Raw genomic sequence first — 20,988 nt, forward strand, 5'->3', positions numbered from 1 at the left:
AAAGAGGTTACAGGCCAAGCGAGTCCCACAAGTCGTCAACGCGCTGCTTGATCGTTGCATCCATGGCGATCGGTGTTCCCCACTCGCGGCTCGTTTCCCCTGGCCACTTGTTGGTGGCGTCGATGCCCATCTTGCTGCCCAGTCCGGCCACCGGCGAGGCGAAGTCAAGGTAATCAATTGGCGTATTCTCGGCAATCAGCGTGTCGCGCGCGGCATCGACGCGCGTCGTCATCGCCCAGATGACTTCCTTCCAGTCGCGGATATTCACGTCGTCGTCCACCACGATGATGAACTTGGTGTACATGAACTGGCGCAGGAAGCTCCAGATGCCGAACATCACGCGCTTGGCGTGACCGGGGTACTGCTTGCGAATGCTGACGATGGCCATCCGGTATGAGCAACCTTCCGGCGGCAGATAGAAATCGACGATTTCCGAATACTGCTTCTGCAACAGCGGCACGAACACCTCGTTGAGCGCCACGGCCAGCATCGCCGGCTCGTCGGGCGGCTTGCCGGTGTAGGTGCTGTGGTAGATCGGGTTCTTGCGCATGGTGATGCGTTCGACGGTGAATACCGGGAAGGTCGATTGCTCGTTGTAGTAGCCGGTGTGGTCGCCGTAGGGGCCTTCGAGCGCTGTTTCGTTCGGATCGACATAGCCTTCAAGCACGATCTCGCTTGACGCCGGCACCTGCAAATCGTTGCCAAGGCATTTCACCAGTTCGGTCTTGGCGCCGCGCAGCAAGCCGGCAAACTGGTATTCGGAGATGTTGTCCGGCACCGGCGTCACCGCGCCGAGGATCGTCGCCGGATCGCAACCGAGCACGACGGCGACCGGGAATGGCTGGCCAGGATTCTTCAGGCAGTGATCACGGAAATCGAGCGCGCCGCCGCGATGCGCCAGCCAGCGCATGATGACCTTGTTCGGCCCGAGCACCTGTTGCCGGTAGATGCCGAGGTTCTGCCGGTTTTTGTTCGGGCCACGCGTCACCGTCAGGCCCCAGGTAATCAGCGGCGCCACGTCGCCCGGCCAGCAATGCTGGATCGGCAGACGCGACAGGTCGACATCCTTGCCTTCCCAGACGATCTCCTGGCACGGCGCGGAAGAGACGACCTTCGGCGACATGTTGAGCACCTGCTTGAGGATCGGCAGCTTCTCCCAAGCGTCCTTCAGCCCTTTTGGCGGTTCCGGCTCCTTGAGGAAGGCGAGCAGTTTGCCGACTTCGCGCAGCGCCTCGACCGACTCCTCGCCCATGCCGAGCGCGACGCGGCGCGGCGTGCCGAACAGGTTGGCCAGCACCGGCATTGAGTGACCTTTCGGGTTCTCGAACAGGATGGCCGGCCCGCCAGCGCGCAGGACGCGGTCGCAGATCTCCGTCATTTCAAGGCGCGGGTCGATCTCGGCGGCGATGCGCTTGAGCTCGCCCATGCTTTCCAGTTGCGTGATGAAGTCGCGAAGGTCGTGGTATTTCATGACAATTCAGCTCAATGTAGTTCTGCGCGATTATAGGCGAAGCCGGGCGCGCGCCTGATTTTTCGCGACCATCGGCCTCCTGATTTGTCCATAGCGCCTCTGCATCGATACGATTGTGGCAATTCATTGGATTAATCGCAGGACGGCCGCTAAAGTAGTAAGCGATGTTAGTGAGGGATGCAGGCGAGTCGCACGGCCGTCAAGGTTGCCAAGCAAGGCCCCGCCGCGTGATACTCAGCACCGTTTCATTTTTTCAACACGTAGTCATGGAGTCTCGTTATGAAAGCCAAGAAACTCGACGTTAGCAAAATCGACATCGGTATTTCTGAAAAAGATCGTGCCGCCATCGCGGCCGGTTTGTCCAAGTTGCTCGCCGACAGCTTCACGCTGTACCTGATGACGCACAATTTCCACTGGAACGTCACCGGCCCGATGTTCAACACGCTGCACACCATGTTCATGGATCAGTACACCGAACAGTGGAACGCGCTCGATATCATCGCCGAACGCATTCGTGCGCTCGGCGTCGTCGCGCCGGGCAGCTACGAAGAGTACGAGAAGCTGACGACGATTCCGGCCGTCAAGAGCCGTCCGAAAGCGCTCGAAATGGTCGCTCTGCTGGTGTCGGCGCAAGAAGCCACCGCCCGCACCGCACGCGAGATGCTGCCGCTGGCCGACAAGGCCAACGATCAGCCGACGATGGATCTGCTGACCCAGCGTCTCGACGTGCACGAGAAGACCGCCTGGATGCTGCGCAGCCTGCTCGAAGAGTAATCGGGTAATCAGGGCAAAAGCCCGCGCCAGCCGCGGGCGAAGACAAAAGGAGAGCGGTGCGTTCACGCTCTCCTTTTTCGTTGGGAAGTTGGCTGCGCCCGCGCATGCATTTTGTCGATATCCGCGTATAATCCGCGGCTTATCCGAGGGGCGCTGCAAGACTGCCGGGAGTCCTGTCCCGCAGTTTCAGGCTCGGAACTCTAAACGGCGCTCACCTTGACAACCCGTGCCGGGCACGGGGAGCCGGGTGAGTCTTCAAAAGAAGCCATTCCCTCGTCGCCTTCCCAGTCCGGCCACAGTTCATAAGGAGCTTACTGTGGCACCATTTACCGATTACGTCGTTGCCGACCTCGCCCTTGCCGATTGGGGCCGCAAGGAAATCCGCATCGCGGAAACCGAAATGCCGGGCCTGATGGCCATTCGCGAAGAATTTGCCGCCAGCCAGCCGCTCAAAGGCGCACGCATCACCGGTTCGCTGCACATGACGATCCAGACCGCCGTGCTGATCGAGACGCTGACCGCGCTCGGTGCCGAAGTGCGCTGGGCTTCGTGCAACATCTTCTCGACGCAGGACCATGCCGCCGCCGCGATTGCCGCGCAGAACATCCCGGTCTTCGCCGTCAAGGGCGAGTCGCTGACCGATTACTGGGAATACACGCACCGCATCTTCGAATGGACCGATGGTGGTTTTTCCAACATGATCCTCGACGACGGCGGTGATGCGACGCTGCTGCTGCACCTCGGCGCCCGTGCCGAGAAGGATATTTCCGTTCTCGCCAATCCGTCCTCGGAAGAAGAAACGATCCTCTTCGCGGCGATCAAGGCCAAGCTGGCCGTCGAGCCAACGTGGTATTCGACGCGCCTCGCCCAGATCAAGGGCGTTACCGAAGAAACGACGACCGGCGTGCATCGCCTGTACCAGATGCACGAGCGCGGCGACCTCAAGTTCCCGGCCATCAACGTGAACGATTCAGTCACCAAATCCAAGTTCGACAACCTCTACGGCTGCCGCGAATCGCTGGTCGACGGCATCAAGCGTGCCACCGACGTGATGATTGCCGGCAAGGTTGCCGTCATCATCGGCTACGGCGACGTTGGCAAGGGCTGCGCGCAGGCCATGCGCGCCCTCTCGGCGCAAGTGTGGGTCACCGAGATCGACCCGATCTGCGCGCTGCAGGCGGCGATGGAAGGCTACCGCGTCGTGACCATGGAATACGCCGCCGACAAGGCCGACATCTTTGTCACCACCACCGGCAACTACCACGTCATCACGCACGACCACATGGCGGCGATGAAGGATCAGGCTATCGTCTGCAACATCGGCCACTTCGACAACGAAATCGACGTTGCCTCGATCGAGAAATACCGGTGGGAAGAGATCAAGCCGCAGGTCGATCACGTGATTTTCCCCGACGGCAAACGCATCATCCTGCTCGCCAAGGGCCGTCTCGTGAACCTCGGTTGCGCCACCGGCCATCCGAGCTACGTCATGTCGTCCTCGTTCGCCAACCAGACGATCGCCCAGATCGAACTGTTTACGCAGACGGACAAGTACCCGGTCGGCGTCTACACCTTGCCGAAGCATCTTGACGAGAAGGTGGCGCGCCTGCAGCTGAAGAAGCTCAACGCCCAGCTCACCACGCTGACCGAAGAGCAGGCCGCCTATATCGGCGTGTCCGTGGATGGCCCGTACAAGGCCGAGCACTATCGCTACTGAGCGCCAATCCCGTCATTCCGGCGCACGCCGGAATCCGGAACGGCCGTCGCCTGGACACCGGCTTGAGCCGGTGTGACGGCCACAGAGGACGACAAATGAAAACAGAAATCTCGATTGAATTTTTCCCGCCGCAAACACCGGATGGCATGGAAAAGTTGCGCCGCGTGCGCGAGGAACTGGCGGTGCTCAAGCCAGCCTACTATTCCGTCACCTTCGGAGCCGGCGGTTCGACGCGCGAACGTACCTTTGCGGTGGTCAAGGAAATTGCCGCCGCAGGTTATGAAGCTGCGCCGCACCTCTCCTGCATCGGCTCGACGCGCGACAACATCCGCGAGATCCTGCAGGAATACAAGGCTGCCGGCATCCGCCGCATCGTCGCCCTGCGCGGCGACCTGCCGTCGGGCATGGCCGAAACCGGCGAATTCCGCTACGCCAACGAACTCGTTGAATTCATCCGCAGCGAAACCGGCGACCATTTCCGGCTCGAAGTCGCCGCCTACCCCGAATGGCACCCGCAAGCACGCACCCCGGCCGATGACCTCGCGGCTTTCGTGCGCAAGGCCAAGGCCGGCGCCAACTCGGCGATCACGCAGTATTTCTACAACGCCGATGCCTATTTTCATTTTGTCGACGAGGTTCGGGCGGCGGGTGTCGACATCCCGATCTTCCCGGGCATCATGCCGATCGGCAGCTTTTCCAAGCTGGCTCGCTTTTCCGACGCCTGCGGCGCCGAACTGCCGCGCTGGATGCGTCGCAAGTTCGAAGGCTTCGGCGACGATGTCGATTCCATCCGCGCCTTCGGCCTCGATGTCGTGACCGAACTCTGCCAGCGCCTGCTCGCCGGCGGGGCGCCGGGGCTGCATTTTTACTCGATGAATCAGTCGAGTCTGGTGCGGGAGATTTGCCGGCGGCTGAAGCTGGAAGGGCTTTGACAGGAGCCGGGAAAAAGGCTTGAAAAGGCCCGAAAAAAGCCAAAACAAGGGGCTGTCCATTCTGCTTCGGCCAGCCCCTTGTGCTGTTATTGGACCGAGAGAAAACTACGGTTTTTTAGGCCGTTACGCTGCTCCACTGCAGTGTTCAAGCGTGAGCCCGTAAGCACAAGGGGCTAATGCAGCCTCTCGTTGAGCTCGTCAATTACACCGGCCCAATCAGCGTCCTCGATTATTTCTTCCTTAAGGAAAGTTCTTTGGGCTGGCGTCCAGAAGGATGCTCGATAAAGAGCGACGTCGTTGCCCAATGGCCTGTGAGAGGCAATGAAATCTTCCATCTCGGCCGAGCCGGATGGCAATCCGAGTTGAGCGAAAAGATTGCTCAGGGTATGTACGTTGGCTTCCATTGAATGCTCCTCGGGGCAAAGACTGGTAAGCAGTCACTTCTTAGAGTAAGGCCAAAACGAGTGGAACGGTAGATAACCCAATTGTCTTGTTCATCGATGCTTCCTTCTCCAATCAAAAAAAGAAGTCGGTTAAATCAAAGCCTTTAAAATCTCCTCGAACTTTCTCTGTTTGCGATCAAAACGCCTTGTCAAAAAGCGACGGGCCCACGCTTTGGAGCGGGCCGAGCGGATTGCGCTGTAGCTCGGTTTCCTCGATCTGCGGGCGGCCGCTCCATTGCTTGTAAACGACCAAGTTGTTGATGACGACGATCAGTGCGCCGAACTTCCATCCGGTGACCGTCGTGTTGCGCCTGAAATTCAAGAAATCCAGCAGGAAGTTGCCGTCCCGTTGTCGATAAATGCGGCTCGGTTCCATGAAGTAGCCGATGCAGCCTTCCTGCGCCTTGATACAGTCGAGAATGCCCGGAGGGATCTGCATTTGCTCCGGGACGGGGGACGGCAGTACGGCACGTACTACTTGTGAATGGTTGAGAATCTGCATGTTGGGGGTCTTGAACGGGTCGAAGCCCAATTCGCGCACCGTGTTCATGTTAGTGGAGTAAGGAATGATCTGGTCGAAGCTTCTCTTCGCGTCTTCGAAGTCTCGCCAGTGGTTGCTGACGTCCTGCTTGGAACTCGGAAGCATGCTGGTGCACCCGGTCAGCAGGCAGATGAACAACAGCGGCGCCAATGACTTCATCGCAAAGCCCCCCTCTTTACCCGCGTTTTTTCTTTGCCCCCAGACGGGGCAGCGACTTGCTTTTACATTAAAGATAGTCGCTGCCACTCGGGATGCAAACTGCAAAGACCGCATGTGAAAGCGATGGCGTGGCGGTTTGCGATCGTGAGCGGCCGGGCAGGGGAAGCGCCGAGTCTCTTCGTCGCGGGCGTTGAGAGACCTTAACGCCGCGTCACCAGAAACACCCCGAACAGCACGAATCCGGTGCCGGCCATCTGCGCCAGCGACATCGGTTCGTCGAGGATCCACCAGCCGAAGAAGATGGTCAGCACCGGGCCGAGTGTGCCGATGAGGACGGAGCGCGAGGTGCCGATCAGGCGGATCGACGCCGACTGCATGAACATCGGCAGCACCGTCGAAAAGGCGACGATGGCGAGGATGTAGGCGTAGATGCGCGGCGGCAGGTCGTAGGCGGCGAGCGGCTGGCTGGCGAAGAAGTGCAGCTGGGCGGCGACGCTGGAAACGATCATCACCAGCGCCGTGAAACGGGTGGCGCCGAGGCGGGCGATCATCGGTCCGCTGCCGGACAGGTAAAGCGCGTAGGTCAGCGACGAGCCGAAGACGAACAGGGCGCCGATGATGACGTTGTGTGTGTCTTCCGAGAATTCGAGGTCATGTGCGAAAGCGAGGCCGATTCCGACGTAAGAGAGCAGCAGCGAGAAAATTTCGCGCCGGTGCAGCGTTTTTCCCATGAACAGGACGGCGATCAGGATGGTCAGCGTCGGGTAGGTGAACAGGATCAGGCGCTCCAGACCGGCCGAGATGTATTGCAGGCCGAGGAAGTCGAACAGGCTGGCGCCGTAGTAGCCGAGCAGGCCGAGCGCCAGCAGCATGATCCAGTCGCGGCGTGTCAGCGGCGGCGCGCCGCGGCTCGACGTGATGGCCAGCCAGATGAAGGCGGGCAGCGAGAGCACCATGCGCAGCGACAGCAACGTGACCGGATCGACGCGAACGGCCAGCGGCACGGCATAGGCGAGCTTGATCAGGATGGCTTTGAACGAGAAACCGAAGGCGGCGAGGATGGCGAGGGTGACGCCAAGACGGTCGGGCGACCAGTTTTTCCAGGGCATGGCGGGGCAACGGGCAGGATGGGAAGTGCCCCGATAATGGCGGCAGCCGGTACGTTGCACAATTGCTATTATCTGAAGACTGAATTCGCCCCCGACGAACGCTCATGCGCTACGACCTGACCGACCTCCGCCTCTTCGTGGCCATTGCCGAAGAGCGCAACCTGACCCGCGGCGCGGCTCGCGCCCATCTCGCGCCATCCTCGGCCAGCCACCGCCTGCAAAGGCTTGAGGAGGAGTTGGGGGTGCCGTTGTTCGAGCGCCGGGCGCGTGGCGTGACGTTGACCCGGGCCGGCGACGCGCTGTTACGCAACGCCCGGCAAGTGTTTGCCAGCATCGAACAGATGCACGCCGATCTCTCGCCTTACGCGACCGGCGTGCGCGGCCACGTCAGCGTGTGGGCGAACACGCATGCCACGCACACGTTTTTGCCTGATGACTTGGCCGGCTTCCTTAAACAGTATCCGCAGGTCAGCATCAGCCTCGAAGAACACACGAGCCCCGAAATCGCGCTTGCCGTGGCGAACGACGAGATCGAAATCGGCGTGCTGGCCGACACGGAAACGGAAGCCAGCGTCGAACTGATTCCCTATCGCAGCGACCGGCTCGACCTCGTCGTGCCGGGCGGGCATCCGCTGGCGGCGCGGGCGCGCGTGCGCTTCGCCGAGGTCCTCGATTTTCCGTTCGTGATGCTGCACTCGGGCTCGTCGATCCATACCTTCACGATGAACGCCGCCGCGGCGCAAGGGCGGCATCTCAACGTGCGCATCCAGGTGCGCAGCTTCGGCGCCGTGTGCCGCATGGTCGGGGCGGGCGTCGGCATCGGCCTCGTACCGCGCAGCGCCGTGCCGGCGATGGCTTTGCCGGAGCCGCCGGTCATCGTCGAACTCGACGAAGCGTGGGCGCAGTGCGACCTGCAAGTGTGCATCAAGCGCCGGGCAAGCCTGTCGGGCTTTGCCGCGGCGCTGGTCGACAGCCTGTGCGGCGGAGGGGAACGTCGCCAGTCATGATGAAAGGCTTCACCACCAAGGCACCAAGAACACAAAGTTTCACCAAGAAATTCGGGGTGTTTTTCTTGGTGCTTCTTGGTGATCTTGGCGTCTTGGTGGTTGGCTTTTAACGCCGCCGCGCGCCGCCCAGAATCGAGCCGAGCACGCCGCGGATGATTTCGCGGCCGACCTGCGAGCCGATGGCGCGGGCGGCGCTCTTGGCGGCGGCTTCGATCACCGAGTCGCTGCTGCGGCCGCGGGGGCCGCGATTGACGCCGCTTGATCCGCCGAGCAGGTCGCCCAAGCCGCCCAGCCAGCCGCCGCTCGAAGCGGGGGCCGGCTCCGGGGCGGGCATTGGCGTCCGGGGTGTGGCGCTTGGCGTTTCCATGGGCGTGTCGGCGGCTGGCGCTGATCGCTTCAGCATTTCATACGCCGATTCACGGTCCAGCGCTTTTTCGTAAACGCCGTAAACGAGCGACGATTCGATGACCGCCTGACGTTCCTCCGCCGTCAGCGGGCCGATGCGCGAGGCCGGCGGCTGGATGAAAGCGCGTTCAACAATGGTGGGGCGGCCCTTTTCGTCGAGGAAGGAGACGAGCGCCTCGCCGACACCGAGTTCGGTAATGACAGCCGCCGCGTCGAAGGCCGGATTCGGGCGCAAGGTCTCGGCGGCCGTCGTCACCGCCTTCTGGTCGCGCGGCGTGAAGGCGCGCAGCGCGTGCTGGACGCGGTTGCCGAGCTGGCCGAGCACCTTGTCCGGAATGTCGAGCGGATTCTGGGTGACGAAGTAGATGCCGACGCCCTTCGAGCGGATCAAGCGTACGACCTGCTCGATTTTCTCCAGCAGCGCCGGCGGCGCTTCGCTGAACAGCAGGTGCGCCTCGTCGAAGAAGAAGACGAGCTTCGGCTTCTCCATGTCGCCGACCTCCGGCAGTTGCTCGAACAGTTCGGACAACAGCCAGAGCAGGAAGGTCGAGTAGAGGCGCGGCGCGGCCATCAGTTTGTCGGCGGCGAGAATGTTGACGATTCCTTTCCCACCATCGGTCTGGATCAGGTCGTTGATGTCGAGCATCGGCTCGCCGAAAAAGGTGTCGCCGCCTTCCTGCTCCAGCGTCAACAGGCCGCGCTGGATGGCGCCGATCGAGGCCGCCGAGACGTTGCCGTATTCGGTGGTGAACGACTTGGCGTTTTCGCCGACGAACTGAACCATCGCCCGCAGATCCTTGAGATCGAGCAGCAAGAGGCCGTTGTCGTCGGCGATCTTGAAAACGAGCTGCAGCACGCCGGCCTGCGTGTCGTTGAGGTTGAGCAGGCGGGCGAGCAGGATCGGCCCCATGTCGGAGATCGTCGCCCGCACCGGGTGGCCCTGCTGGCCGCTGACATCCCAGAACGCCGTCGGGAATCTGGCCGGCGCCCAGTCGGTGATGCCGAGCGTTTGCAGGCGCTGCTGCAGTTTCGGGGTGTCGGCGCCAACAGCGGCGAGGCCTGAGAGGTCGCCTTTGACATCGGCCATGAACACCGGCACGCCGATGCTCGAAAAGCGTTCGGCCAGTACCTGCAGCGTGATCGTCTTGCCGGTGCCGGTGGCGCCGGTGATCAGGCCGTGGCGGTTGGCGAGGGCGGGCAGGAGGGCGAGTTCGGTGTTTTCATGCGTGGCGATAACGAGCGGTGCAACCATCAATGGCTCCTGAATGAACAAGGCGGGATGAACGATTGGGAAGTGCTAAAATGCGCGGCTTTTATTATCAACCATTTGCCGTTGGCAGGGCTTTATCCACGCGCCACTGCCGATGCCGCAAACCAGAATTCAGACGAGGTTAGCATGGCCGGACACTCGAAATGGGCCAATATCCAGCACCGTAAAGGTCGCCAGGACGAAAAGCGCGGCGCCGCCTTCTCCAAGATTGCCAAGGAAATCACCGTTGCCGCCAAGATGGGCGGCGGCGACCCCGCCTTCAATCCGCGCCTGCGCATGGCGATCGACAAGGGCAAGGGCGTCAACATGCCGAAGGACAAGATCGACAATGCCATCAAGAAGGGCACCGGCGAGCTGGAAGGCGTCGATTACGTCGAGATTCGCTACGAAGGCTACGGCATCGGCGGCGCCGCCGTCATGGTCGACTGCCTGACCGACAACAAGACGCGCACCGTGGCGGAAGTCCGCCACGCCTTTTCCAAGCATGGCGGCAACATGGGCACCGACGGCTGTGTCGCCTTCCAGTTCAAGCACTGCGGCCAGTTGCTCTTCGCCCCGGGAACCGACGAGGCGGCGCTCATGGATGCCGCGATCGAAGCCGGTGCCGACGATGTGATCACCAACGACGACGGTTCGATCGAAGTCATCACCCCGCCCGCTGACTACATGACTGTCAAAGAGGCGCTCGAAGCCGCTGGTTTCACCGCCGAGTTCGGCCAGGTGACGATGAAGGCCGAGAACGAAACCGAGTTGACCGGCGATGATGCGGCCAAGATGCAGAAGCTGCTCGATGTGCTGGAAAGCCTGGACGACGTGCAGGAAGTCTATACGAGCGTGGTCATCGAGGAATAAACGCAACGCGCCACATCGTTCCAGGGTACGGGAAGCGTGCTTGGCCGAAACCCTCTCGAAACCAGGTTTTGAGAGGGTTTTCTTTTTCCGGAAGGCATTGGCCGGCGTGCGGCGGCGCCGTTTCGGCGCTTCGGTTAACCGGCGACCGGCGTCGCTTGGCGGTTCAAGACCTTGGCTACGCCGTTGATGACCTTCTTGCGCTCATAGGGTTTGACGATCCAGGCGACGACGCCGGACTCCTTGCCCTCGGCCTTCATGTCCGCGCTGGTCTGGGTGGTCAGCATGAAAATCGGGATCGTGTTCAGGCCGGGAATCTTGTGCACTTCCCGGCACATGGTCAGACCGTCCATCTCCGGCATGTTGACATCGCAAAAGATCAGCTCGATCGAGTGCGCATTCCCCTCCAGCATCTTCAGGCCTTCGAGACCGTCGCCTGCTTCAAAGACCGTATGGCCCTCTTGGGTGAGGTCGTTTCTGAGCTGGGTCCTGACCGTGTCTGAATCGTCGATAATCAAAATGTTTGCCATCTTCTTTTTTCCCTCGATGTTGAGGGCCTTGAGCCTGCCTGGTGATTGAAACCTGACTGCCGACCGTCATTTGGCGGACAGGAATGCCGGTGTCGCCGTGCTTTGTGAGGTTTGGCCGGCGGGTTCGCAGCTCTCCTCTGGCGGGCGCCGTTCAAGCATGTTCCGGTTGCGGCCGCTCCGTTTTGCCTCATAGAGAAGCTGATCGGCGCGATGCATGAAATCGTCGAGCGATTCGCCCCTCCGATGGGAGGCCACGCCGCCGCTGATCGTGGCGCGGAGGGCGGCGCCTTCCAGGTCGAAGCGCATGTCTTCGACGGCCTGACGGACGCGTTCGGCGAACGCCAGCGCCGTGGGGCCGTCGGCGGGGGTGAAAACGATGAATTCTTCGCCGCCGAAGCGGATGGGGATGTCCGTCTCTCCTGAATGTTCGAGAACGATGCCGGCCACCGCGCTGAGGACCCGGTCGCCGTTCGGGTGGCCGTGGGTGTCATTGATCTTCTTGAAATGGTCGATATCGAAAATTACCATCGAGACGTCGCCGATCTCGTCACGATCATGTTCCCAGAGCAGCGCGGCGACCGCATCCTTCATGTACAGGCGGGTGTAAAGATCGGTCAGCGGGTCGCGGATGGCGCTTTCGTACAGGGCGAGGCTTTGCCTTTCCAGCTCGATGGCTTTTTCCCGGTTGTGCGCCGCTTCGAGCATTTCCTTTTCGGCAATAACGATGGCCGTCCGGTCTTCCAGGATGATCAGCAGCTGTTCGACGATGTGGTTGAACACGATCGGCTGGTAGGTGATCTTGAGCCAGCGTCCGTTTTTTGGATCGGCTGTCGTGTTGTGGAAAATTTCCTGCGGGAAGCGTTTGGCGAAAGGCGCGTACTCAAGTTCGGATCGCCCCATGCAGGCGTAGATGGCGTCCAGGCCATGCCGGTCAGCGTCATCCATAGTGGCGATTTCCGGGTTGAAGAGCACTTCTTCGACCGCAGCGCCGGCCAGCTTTCCGCAATCAAGCATGGTTTCGAGATGGCTCGAATACGAGTCGCCGATCGTGCCATCCCTGTTCAAGGTGAAAATTCCGAGCGGGATGCTGGTGAATACCTTCATCAAGCGCCGTTCCGCTTCTCGCATCCCTGAAATGTCGTCGCCGAAGACCGTCAGCAGGCGGCCTTCACCCTGATTCTTCACGGTTCTTTGGGTCAGCGTCCAGTGGAAGGGGCGTTCGCTCTTCTCCTCGGCCGCGCCGGTGGCCAGCCCCATTTCGAAGCGGATCACCTGGCGCGGATCCTCGGCGTCGATGATCTGCTTGATGTTGTGGGCAAAGACCTTCCAGCTTTCCCGCCGGAAGAATCTGGACAGCGGCGCACGAAAGAGATCCTCGCCGTCGAGGCCGAACAGGTCGATAAACCCCTGATTGGCACGCAAGACTTCATGGTTCTCGTTGATGACGACAAAAAGGCCGGGGATCTGGTCGATCACTGATTCCGCATTGGCATTGGCTTCGTCGAGCAGCATCAGCATCTTGTGCGATGCCTGCAAATCCAGGTTGATACGGCTCATAGAAAGTCTATCTCCTCGTCATCGTCGTCGATGTCTTCGCTGATCTCGTAATCGACCAGTCCGTGGAGCGCTTTCCTGTCCATGATTTCGAACAGGGCGCTGCAAAAGATGGCGTGTCGATTGGCGCCCAACTGCCAGAAATCGCTGTACGAGACGATCGGGTGTGCCTTTTCCGGGTAATCCGCGAACACTTCGTAAAAGCCGCGCGTGCACAAGGGCAGGCTGATTCCCTGCTCGATACCGTTCTCGCCGAGCAGGGCGACCACGTTGCCGGCCACGAGGTTGGCGTATTCCTTGAAATAGTCGATGGCCTGTTTCTCGGAAATCGCTTCCGGCGACTGCCCGCCGAAGACCCTGAAGGCGAGGCTCTTTGCCGTCCAGGCGTTGAAATGAGCCTTGAACGTGAGGCGGAATGCGTCGCCCGAGACCAGAATGAAAACCATGTTGCTGGCCAGAATCCGGCCCGGCTTGAACGCGCAGTCCAGTTCGGAAATTTCGACCTCGTGCGTGTCGGCGTGGATTTTCAGCCGCGTGACCGAGGCGTGCCGGACGAGCTTCCGGAGCGCGTCTTTGAGCCCCTGCGTTTCGTCGGCCGGTTTTGTTTCATTGACTGTGCGTGTGTCCATGAGGCGCGGGCTGGTTCAAGAGAGCGACGTTGGTGGCGAGGCTCCTCTCCCCGATTTGTTGCCGGATGCGATGAGGCGGGCAGCGTTCGGATGAGGGGGCAGAAAATCCCAAAAGTATATTGGCGCTCTGTTACAGGGCGGTTACCCCGTGTCGGGCCCGCCTTGCTCGCCTGCGGCTCTCCGTCGCCGCCCGTTGCGCCGCCATCGGCGCTAATCGTAGTGCCGCGCGAAGTCGGTCGTTCCGGACTAAAGGATGAAGTCGGTCGACAGGAAACGCGATTTGCGCTCTTGCAGGATGGCCTTGATGATCTTGCGGTTGGTGTCGTTTTCCTTGGCGGCGACGAGCGTGCGGATGGTGAACGCGAGCAGCGCGTCGGAGACGGATAGCGTGCCTTCGGCCGAGTCCTTGCGGCCGGTGAACGGGAAGGCATCGGGGCCGCGCTGGCACTTGCTGTTGATGTTGACGCGGCAGACCTGGTTGACGAGCGGGTCGATCAACTCGGCGAGCACGTCCGGGTCGCTGCCGAAGAGGCTGATCTGCTGTCCGTAATCCGATTCGAGGACGTAGTTCATCGGTTCCTCGATGTCCGAGAATGGCACGATCGGCACGACCGGGCCGAATTGTTCTTCGACGTAGAGACGCATGCCGGGGCCAACCGGATACATGACGGTCGGCGCCATGAAGGTGTTTTCAACGCGCCCGCCGTCGTCGTTGATGATGCGGGCGCCCTTGGCGATGGCGTCGTTGATCAGGCCGGTCAGGTAGTCGGTCTTGCCCGGTTCCGGCAGCGGCGTGATCTGGACGCCTGCCTCCCACGGCAGGCCGCCTTTCAGCCTGCCCACGGCGGCGCAGAACTTGGCCAGGAAAGTGTCGAGGATCTCTTCATGCACGAAGAGAATCTTGAGCGCCGTGCAACGCTGTCCGTTGAAGGCCAGCGCGCCGTTGCAACATTCCCGGACGGCCAGTTCGAGGTCGGCGTCGGGCAGGACGACGGCGGCGTTCTTCGCTTCCAGTCCGAGCACGCAGCGCAGACGGTGCGACTTCGGGTGCTGGCGGCGGATTTGGTCGGCAACGCGGCTGCTGCCGATGAAGGCGAGCACGTTGAGCCGGCCCGATAGCAGGAGCGGGCTGATGACTTGCTGCCCGTCGCCATAAACGGTATTGACCACGCCGGCCGGAAAACAGTCGCGGAAGGCTTCGAGCAGCGGCTCGTGCAGCAGCACGCCGAGCTTCGGCGCCTTGACGATCGCCGTGTTGCCCATGATCAGTGCCGGAATCAGCGTCGCGAAGGTCTCGTTGAGCGGGTAATTGAACGGCCCCATGCACAGCACGACGCCGAGCGGCGCGCGGCGGATCTGGGCGATGACGCCCTGCTCGATGATGAAGCGCGACGAGACGTGGTCGAGGTCTTTCAGCGCGGCGATGGTGTCCGAGATGTAATCGACGGTGCGGTCGAACTCGGCTTCCGCCTCGGCGGCCGGCTTGCCGATTTCCCACATCAGCAGACGCACGATCACTTCGCGCTGCTCCTGCATGCGGTAGCCGAAGGCCTCGACGCGGCGGATGCGCTCTTCGACCGACATCGTCGGCCATTCGCCGCGGCCGTTGTCGTAGGCGGCGCCGGCGGCATCGAGCGCCTGCAGTGCTTCCTTTTCGGTCAGCAGCGGATAGCTGCCGATGCGCAGCGGCTGATGCGTCCCGTCAATCACCTTGCCGATCGGCGAGAAAACGTCCTGAAACGGGCCGCTCCATTCGCGGATCACGCCATTGCAGAGATATTGGCGTTGTTCGACCGGTGCGCCGAGGCGGCAGGCTTCAGGGATCGACGCGTCGGAAAGGGAAGGTACGGCGAAGCGTTGGGTCAGCATTTCGGGAGTCCTGTTGCTGTCGGTGGCAGAAGACGTTGGCTTTGGAGTCGGCCGACAGGGCAAATTCAAGTCGTCGATTTTAGCAGGGCGAAGGGCCTTGCGTCCTTGTGCGTCCGATGTGTGGCCATAAATGAACAAGGGGGCCGCAGCCCCCTTGTTCATCAGGTCAATTGCCGTTTCAGGCAACGGCTTCCGCGATTCCCGTAGCCATTCTGCTGGTGTAGGCGAACGAACTTTGGTCCAGAGCCATGACTGCGTCGTTCAGCTTTTTTGCCGCCATGCCGAGCAGGCGCTTGGCGTTAAGTCCGGCGTCATCCAGATCCAATTCAAGATCGTCGAGGCCATCGGTGTTGGCGCTGTTGATCAGCGCGGCGACGTCGTGAAGCTCGTCCATCAAATCGGCGGCGAAATCGAAATATTCCTTTGTGTTATTATGCGCGTCAGACATTTTCGTGTTGCTCCCAAAGATGCGATAGTGTTCCGGGCCGTTGGGTGTTGGCGCACCCGACGGCCCGTTTTCCTTCCATGGCTGGAAGTCCGGCCAATATACCCGAGCGATTGGGCACGATAAATAGAGCGAAAGTTATAGACGGGCACTGTTTATGCTTTTGTCTTGCCCTCCCGTCATTTCGGCTTTCTCCTTGTCGCAGAAATCGGGCTTCAACGCGCTTTTCCGGCTTATTTCATCAGCAACAAACTCAGCGCCATGACCGCCATGCCGGCGACCAGGCCGAACAGGCTGTCGTGCCCCTTGCCGTAGGCGCGGCTCGTCGGCAGCAGTTCGTCGAGGCTGATATAGACCATGATGCCGGCGACACCGCCGAACAGGATGCCCATCAGCTCCTGCGGCACGACGCCTTCGTCGCCGCCGAAAAGAACGAGGATGATTAGGTAGGCGATGCCGGCGCCGATCGGCTCGGCGATGCCGCTCAGGAACGAATAGAAAAACGCCCGTTTGCGGTCGCCGGTGGCGTAGAAAATCGGCACGGAAACGCTGATGCCTTCGGGGATGTTGTGCAGCGCGATGGCGATGGCGATGGCGATGCCCAGGCCAGGGTCGTGCAAGGTGGCGAGGAAGGTGGCCAGACCTTCCGGAAAATTGTGAATGCCGATCGCCAGTGCGGTGAACAGCCCCATGCGCATGAGCTTTTGATGGTGATGGCCGTGGACGTCGTTCAGCGCCTGGGTGGACGGTGACTCGGAAGCGGCGGTCGAGAATGGCGTATGCAGGGGCTGTGTTTCGTTCTCCGTGCGCGTTTCGTGCGGGTTTTCGGCGGCCGGGATCAGGTTGTCAATCAGGCCGATGATCAGCATTCCGCCAAAGAACGAGCCGGCGTTGACCCAGTGGCCCCAGTATTCGCCATAGCGCTCGGTGAGCGCGGTGAGGCCCTTGAAGAAAATTTCGACGAACGACACATACAGCATGACGCCGGCCGAAAAACCGGTCGCTACCGAGAGAAAGCGGTAGTTGGTGCGCTTCGCCGTGAAGGCGATGATGCTGCCGACCCCGGTCGCCATGCCGGCGAACAGGGTGACTCCGAGTGCAAATAAAACATCCATCGATAAGGTTCCCGCGACAAAAATGGAGTGAGAGATGCGACTGTTGGTTTGCGGATCGGTGGATTCAGTTCCCGCCGCCGTGATCGGACAAATACTCCGCGGCATCCTCTTTCCGGGCTTCTTCCATGATCTGGTCGATTCGCTCCTGCAGCGGATCGGGCTCGGCCTCCGGCGCTGGCGTGACCGGTTCGGACGGCGCTGGCTCGGCCGGGCGTCGCGGTTTGGGCGCCGGTTTCGGCTCTTCCGCGAAAAGGTCGGCGAACCAGTCGTGAACACCGCCGAACAGGCGCTGGAAGAAGCCGGTCGTATCCGGCGCTTCAACGCGTGCGTGCGGGTCGATGGTGCGGCGGCGCAGGGCCTGGCGGACGACGTCGCCGACGATCGGCAGCGCGCTGTGGGCGCCTTGTCCCCAGTAGTCGCTGCGCAGGGTGATGCGGCTGTCGTTGAAGCCGACCCAGGCGCCGGCGACGAGCTGCGGATGCATCAGGATGAACCAGCCGTCGGCGTTGTCCTGCGTCGTGCCGGTCTTGCCGGCGACATCGGCGCGGATGCCGTAGCGGCTGCGGATGGCGCTACCGGTGCCGCGGCTGATGACGCCGCGCATCACGTCGTAGAGCGTGTAGGCGACGTCCTGTCGGAGCACGGATTCCGGTTCGGCGGGCGCGAATTCCTCAAGGATGCGGCCGTTGCGGTCTTCGATGCGCGTGACGAAGACCGGCTCGCGGTAGCTGCCGCCGTTGGCGATGGTGGCGTAGGCGGCGGCCATTTCCTGGAGCGAGACGGGGCTGGTGCCGAGGGCGAGCGAGGGCAGGGCTTCGAGCCTGCTCTGGCGCACCCCCATGGCGCGCGCCAGACGCGCGACCTTGGTCGGCCCGACTTTCTGCATCAGTTGCGCGGTGATCGTGTTTTTCGAATAGGCGAGACCGTCGCGCAACGTCATCTCCCGTCCGCTCGGCGGTTTGCCGTCGGTCGGGCGCCAGATTTCGCTGCCGCCGACGGGGATTTCGACCGCCTCGTCGACAAACGTGTCATCGGGGCTCATGCCCTGGCGGAAGGCTTCGCCATAGACGAAGGGCTTGAAGGTCGAGCCGGGCTGGCGGCGCGCCTGCTGCACGTGGTCGAACGCATCCTGCTCGAAATTGCGGCTGCCGACCCAGGCCTTGATCTGCCCGGTATTCGGGTCGAGGGCGATGAAACCGGCCTGGATGCGCGTTTTCTGCTGGCGCAGCTTGCGCATGAAGTCGGCATCGGCGAGCAGCTGCTTGATCGCCTGCTCGTCCGTCTTGCCGGCATCGCGGGCGGCGCGGTAGTCGAGCGATTCGCGCAGCAGGGTCTGCACCAGCGGCGTATGGGCGTTCCAGATCGATCCCCGGTTCCAAGCGGCGTCAGCGATGTGCTGCAACTGGTAACCCTGGCGCGCCACGGCCTGGTTAGCGGCGCTCTGCAGGCGCGAATCGAGCGTCGTGCGCACGACGAGGCCGTCGCTGTAGATGTTGTAGTCGTTGCGGTCGGCCCAGTCGATCAGCCATTTGCGCAGTTGCTGCGCGAAGTGCGGGGCCGGTCCGGGCGGTTCGGTCTGGCGCTCGAAGTCGATGCGCAACGGCCGTTTCTTGAGCGTTTCAAATCTTGCCGCCGAGAGCTTGTCGCGTTTGACCATCTGCGCCAGCACCGTGTTGCGCCGTTGCACGGCGCGTTCCGGGTTGAGCACCGGGTTGTAGTAGCTGTTGCCCTTCAACATGCCGACGAGGGTGGCGCTTTGCAGCAGGTCGAGATGATCGGCCGAGGTGTCGAAATAGGTGCGCGCCGCCATCTCGATGCCGAAGGCGTTGTACAGGAACGGCACCGTGTTGAGGTAGGTTTCGAGGATTTCGTCCTTCGAATGCACGGCCTCGATCTTGAAGGCGGTGATGGCTTCCTTCAACTTGCGCGTCAGCGTCGGGGCGCGGCCGACTTCCTCCGGGTAGAGGTTGCGGGCGAGCTGCTGGGTCAGCGTCGAGCCGCCCTGGCGGTCGCCGGTGAGCGTGTAGAACATCGACGAGGCAGTGCGACGCCAGTCCATGCCGTGATGCTCGTGGAAGCGATGGTCCTCGGTGGCGATCAGGGCGTTGATGACATGCGGCGAGATGTCGCCGAGCTTGACCCATTCGCGGTTGGCCTGCTTGAACTCGGTCAGCTTCTTGCCGTCGGCGAACAGGATCTGCGCCGGCCGTTCGGTGGTCGCCTTGCGGATGTCGCTGATGCTCGGCGTGAACGGGATCAGGATCAGCGTGTACAGCAACAGCAACGCCGGGCCGGCGGCCAATGCGAGGGCGACGCCGCGCCGGGTCGGATGGCGCAGGCGGTCAGCGAGGCGTAACACCCACGGCGTAGACCACGCGACGGTCCGGGACAGCGCCTGCTTGAGTTGTGTGACGAGTGAATGCAGCAAGGTCATGTGCGAATCAGATGGTTTTCCAGTGCATCGGGCGATGAACGATAGCAGTTGCGCCCGTCCGCCTTGGCCGCGTACAGCGCCCGGTCGGCCTGTTGCAACAGGTGGGTGAAATCTTCGCCGCTGGCCGAGGAATGACCGCCGATGCTGGCGCGCAGCGCGATGGGTGTGCCGTCTTGTCCGGTTACGTTGCGGCAGCTGGCGATGGCGTCGAGCAAGCGTTCGCCGAGGGCGCGCAGGGTGGCTTCGTCGGCCGGGTAGAGCATGATCAGGAACTCGTCGCCGCCCCAGCGTGCGGCGACGTCGTAGGGCCGGATCGTGGCGTCGATGATGCCGGCGATGGTCTCAAGAGCGCGGTCGCCGGCGGCGTGGCCGTACCGGTCGTTGATTTCCTTGAAGCCGTCCACGTCGAGCCAGAGCAGGCCGAGCGCGTTTTGCTCGCGCCGGGCGCGCATCAGTTCGGCTTCGATGCGCTCGGACATGCCGCGCCGGTTGAGCAGTTCGGTCAGCGGGTCGATCTTGGTCAGGCGTTCGAGCGCGATGGTGCGCTCTTGCACCTTGAATTCGAGGTCGCGGCGGGAGACGGTCACCGATTTGGCCATCTGCACGAAGCGTTTCATCAGCCGGCCGATCTCGCCGCTGCCCAGTCGTTCGAGTTCGGGCGGGACGTCGCTGCCGGTCTCGACGGCGGCCATGGCTTTGTCGAGTTGCTGGAGCGGCGTCAGAACGAAACGGCGCAGGGCGAGATTGAAGAGGAACAGGATGCCGAGCAGCGTCAGCGTGTAGACGACGAGGATGCCGGTGAACTGGCTGAACGGCAGCAGCACGTCGAGGTCGAGCAGGGTGATCTCGTGCCAGTCGATCTCGGGCAGGTAGGCGATGCCGGCGATGTGGCGCTTGCCGCCCACCTGCACGAAGAGGGTGGCGACGGTCTTCTTCTGTACTTCGAGTTCCTTCATCGCGGCGAGTACGGCCTTGTGGTCGTCCTCGCGGTCGAAGAGCAGCTTGATCGTGTTCTGCTGCGATTTCGTCTTGCTGATCGAGGCGAAATCGATCAGCGACTGGTTGCGGTGAATCTGGATGGCGCCGTCGTGATCGACGAACAGGCTGGTGACGCCGGGCGTGTCTTCCTCGACGACGTTCTTGATGAAGGCGGTGAGATCGAGCCCGGTGCCGGCGATGCCGAGGATGTCGTTGCCGTCGCGGATCAGCACGTCGATCCACAGCTTGGTGACGCCGAGATTGGGGTCGGGATTGACGTTGATGTGGATGTCGCGCTGCTTGCGGATCAGGTCGTAGAACCACGCGTCCTTCTTGTTGCGCGGGTCCATCACGTAGCGGAATTCCTCGCCGGCGAACTCGTTGGCCGCGTTGTTGTGGAAGTAGTGGCCGTTCTTGAGCAGGGCGACGAAATAGCTGTGGTCCTGGAAGTTCTTGCGGAAGCCTTCCATTTCGGCGACGGCGCGGCGGGCGAAGTCCTTGTTCTCCGGCTTGTGCGCCCATTCGCGGATCGGTTGCGAACTGGCGAGCTGCCGCGAGAGCGCCACTTCGCGCAGGATCGGCTGCAGCGTGCGGCCCTTGTCGTAGAGCACCTGCTTTTCGGCGTAGCGCACCGCCCACTGTTCCATGATGCCTTCGGCCAGCGCGCGCACGGCCAGCCAGGACGGAATGGCGAAGATGATGAAAAAGACGATCGTCAGCAGATGGAAGCGGGGGCGCAGATTCATGGCGGCGAGGA

18 protein-coding genes and 1 riboswitch are annotated in these 20,988 nt (G+C 61.9%); of the genes, 5 read left to right on the top strand and 13 right to left on the bottom strand.

The annotated features are described in order from the left end of the window. Nucleotides 1-7: 7 nt before the first annotated feature. Nucleotides 8-1,471: a 4-hydroxy-3-polyprenylbenzoate decarboxylase gene (ubiD, locus tag GH659_RS04370; protein WP_153109542.1), complete on the bottom strand. Its 1,464-nt coding sequence runs from the start codon at nt 1,469-1,471 to the stop codon at nt 8-10. 279 nt (nt 1,472-1,750) lie between these two features. Between ubiD and GH659_RS04375 the strand changes: the two genes are divergently transcribed. The 3 genes from GH659_RS04375 (at nt 1,751) to metF (ending at nt 4,894) form a co-directional block, all read left to right on the top strand. Next, on the top strand, nt 1,751-2,245 hold the full coding sequence (locus tag GH659_RS04375; protein ID WP_153109543.1) for a Dps family protein: 495 nt from the start codon (nt 1,751-1,753) through the stop codon (nt 2,243-2,245). Nucleotides 2,246-2,384: 139 nt separating this feature from the next. Beyond that, a riboswitch (S-adenosyl-L-homocysteine riboswitch) is annotated at nt 2,385-2,465 on the top strand. Nucleotides 2,466-2,561: 96 nt separating this feature from the next. Next, nucleotides 2,562-3,962, top strand: coding sequence for an adenosylhomocysteinase (gene ahcY / locus GH659_RS04380; protein WP_153109544.1), 1,401 nt, complete (start codon nt 2,562-2,564; stop codon nt 3,960-3,962). 95 nt (nt 3,963-4,057) lie between these two features. After that, nucleotides 4,058-4,894, top strand: coding sequence for a methylenetetrahydrofolate reductase [NAD(P)H] (gene metF, locus GH659_RS04385; protein ID WP_153109545.1), 837 nt, complete (start codon nt 4,058-4,060; stop codon nt 4,892-4,894). Between the two features lie 173 nt (nt 4,895-5,067). Here metF and GH659_RS04390 read toward each other — a convergent pair whose 3' ends face one another. The 3 genes from GH659_RS04390 to GH659_RS04400 all read right to left on the bottom strand — a co-directional run bounded on the left by GH659_RS04390 (nt 5,068) and on the right by GH659_RS04400 (nt 7,146). After that, complete coding sequence (locus GH659_RS04390) at nt 5,068-5,298, bottom strand: DUF2789 domain-containing protein (RefSeq protein WP_153109546.1); 231 nt, start codon at nt 5,296-5,298, stop codon at nt 5,068-5,070. A 175-nt stretch (nt 5,299-5,473) separates the two neighbouring features. Continuing rightward, on the bottom strand, nt 5,474-6,124 hold the full coding sequence (locus GH659_RS04395; protein ID WP_153109547.1) for a hypothetical protein: 651 nt from the start codon (nt 6,122-6,124) through the stop codon (nt 5,474-5,476). 113 nt (nt 6,125-6,237) lie between these two features. Beyond that, nucleotides 6,238-7,146 carry a DMT family transporter gene (locus GH659_RS04400; RefSeq protein WP_153109548.1) on the bottom strand — a complete coding sequence of 303 codons (909 nt, stop codon included), beginning with the start codon at nt 7,144-7,146 and terminating at the stop codon, nt 6,238-6,240. A gap of 104 nt (nt 7,147-7,250) precedes the next feature. On the opposite strand from GH659_RS04400, the gene GH659_RS04405 reads away from it, so the two are divergent. Next, complete coding sequence (locus GH659_RS04405; protein WP_153109549.1) at nt 7,251-8,153, top strand: LysR family transcriptional regulator; 903 nt, start codon at nt 7,251-7,253, stop codon at nt 8,151-8,153. Nucleotides 8,154-8,259: 106 nt separating this feature from the next. Here GH659_RS04405 and GH659_RS04410 read toward each other — a convergent pair whose 3' ends face one another. After that, entirely contained in the window at nt 8,260-9,810 is a 1,551-nt protein-coding gene (locus tag GH659_RS04410) for a helicase HerA-like domain-containing protein (RefSeq protein WP_153109550.1), read from the bottom strand. Nucleotides 9,811-9,954: 144 nt separating this feature from the next. Here GH659_RS04410 and GH659_RS04415 point away from each other — a divergent pair, with 144 nt between their 5' ends. Next, nucleotides 9,955-10,680, top strand: coding sequence for a YebC/PmpR family DNA-binding transcriptional regulator (locus GH659_RS04415; protein WP_153109551.1), 726 nt, complete (start codon nt 9,955-9,957; stop codon nt 10,678-10,680). 134 nt (nt 10,681-10,814) lie between these two features. On the opposite strand, the gene GH659_RS04420 is transcribed toward GH659_RS04415, so the two are convergent. The 8 genes from GH659_RS04420 to GH659_RS04455 form a co-directional block, all read right to left on the bottom strand. Beyond that, nucleotides 10,815-11,207, bottom strand: a complete 393-nt coding sequence (locus GH659_RS04420; protein WP_153109552.1) for a response regulator — start codon at nt 11,205-11,207, stop codon at nt 10,815-10,817. A gap of 66 nt (nt 11,208-11,273) precedes the next feature. Further along, nucleotides 11,274-12,764 carry a sensor domain-containing diguanylate cyclase gene (locus GH659_RS04425; protein WP_153109553.1) on the bottom strand — a complete coding sequence of 497 codons (1,491 nt, stop codon included), beginning with the start codon at nt 12,762-12,764 and terminating at the stop codon, nt 11,274-11,276. After that, a complete protein-coding gene (locus GH659_RS04430) occupies nt 12,761-13,390 on the bottom strand; it encodes a hypothetical protein (protein ID WP_153109554.1) in 630 nt (209 codons plus the stop codon). Before GH659_RS04430 ends, GH659_RS04425 begins: the two co-directional genes overlap by 4 nt. Nucleotides 13,391-13,636: 246 nt before the next feature. Continuing rightward, nucleotides 13,637-15,259, bottom strand: a complete 1,623-nt coding sequence (locus GH659_RS04435; RefSeq protein ID WP_153109555.1) for an NADP-dependent glyceraldehyde-3-phosphate dehydrogenase — start codon at nt 15,257-15,259, stop codon at nt 13,637-13,639. A 178-nt stretch (nt 15,260-15,437) separates the two neighbouring features. After that, complete coding sequence (locus GH659_RS04440) at nt 15,438-15,707, bottom strand: hypothetical protein (protein WP_153109556.1); 270 nt, start codon at nt 15,705-15,707, stop codon at nt 15,438-15,440. A gap of 230 nt (nt 15,708-15,937) precedes the next feature. Next, nucleotides 15,938-16,819, bottom strand: coding sequence for a zinc transporter ZupT (zupT, locus tag GH659_RS04445; protein WP_153109557.1), 882 nt, complete (start codon nt 16,817-16,819; stop codon nt 15,938-15,940). Nucleotides 16,820-16,883: 64 nt separating this feature from the next. Next, nucleotides 16,884-19,253 carry a penicillin-binding protein 1A gene (locus GH659_RS04450; protein WP_153109558.1) on the bottom strand — a complete coding sequence of 790 codons (2,370 nt, stop codon included), beginning with the start codon at nt 19,251-19,253 and terminating at the stop codon, nt 16,884-16,886. After that, a complete protein-coding gene (locus tag GH659_RS04455) occupies nt 19,250-20,977 on the bottom strand; it encodes a GGDEF domain-containing protein (protein ID WP_153109559.1) in 1,728 nt (575 codons plus the stop codon). Before GH659_RS04455 ends, GH659_RS04450 begins: the two co-directional genes overlap by 4 nt. Nucleotides 20,978-20,988: the final 11 nt, after the last annotated feature.

The sequence above is a fragment of the Propionivibrio limicola genome (assembly GCF_009469695.1).
In the GTDB taxonomy this organism is placed as follows: domain Bacteria; phylum Pseudomonadota; class Gammaproteobacteria; order Burkholderiales; family Rhodocyclaceae; genus Propionivibrio; species Propionivibrio limicola.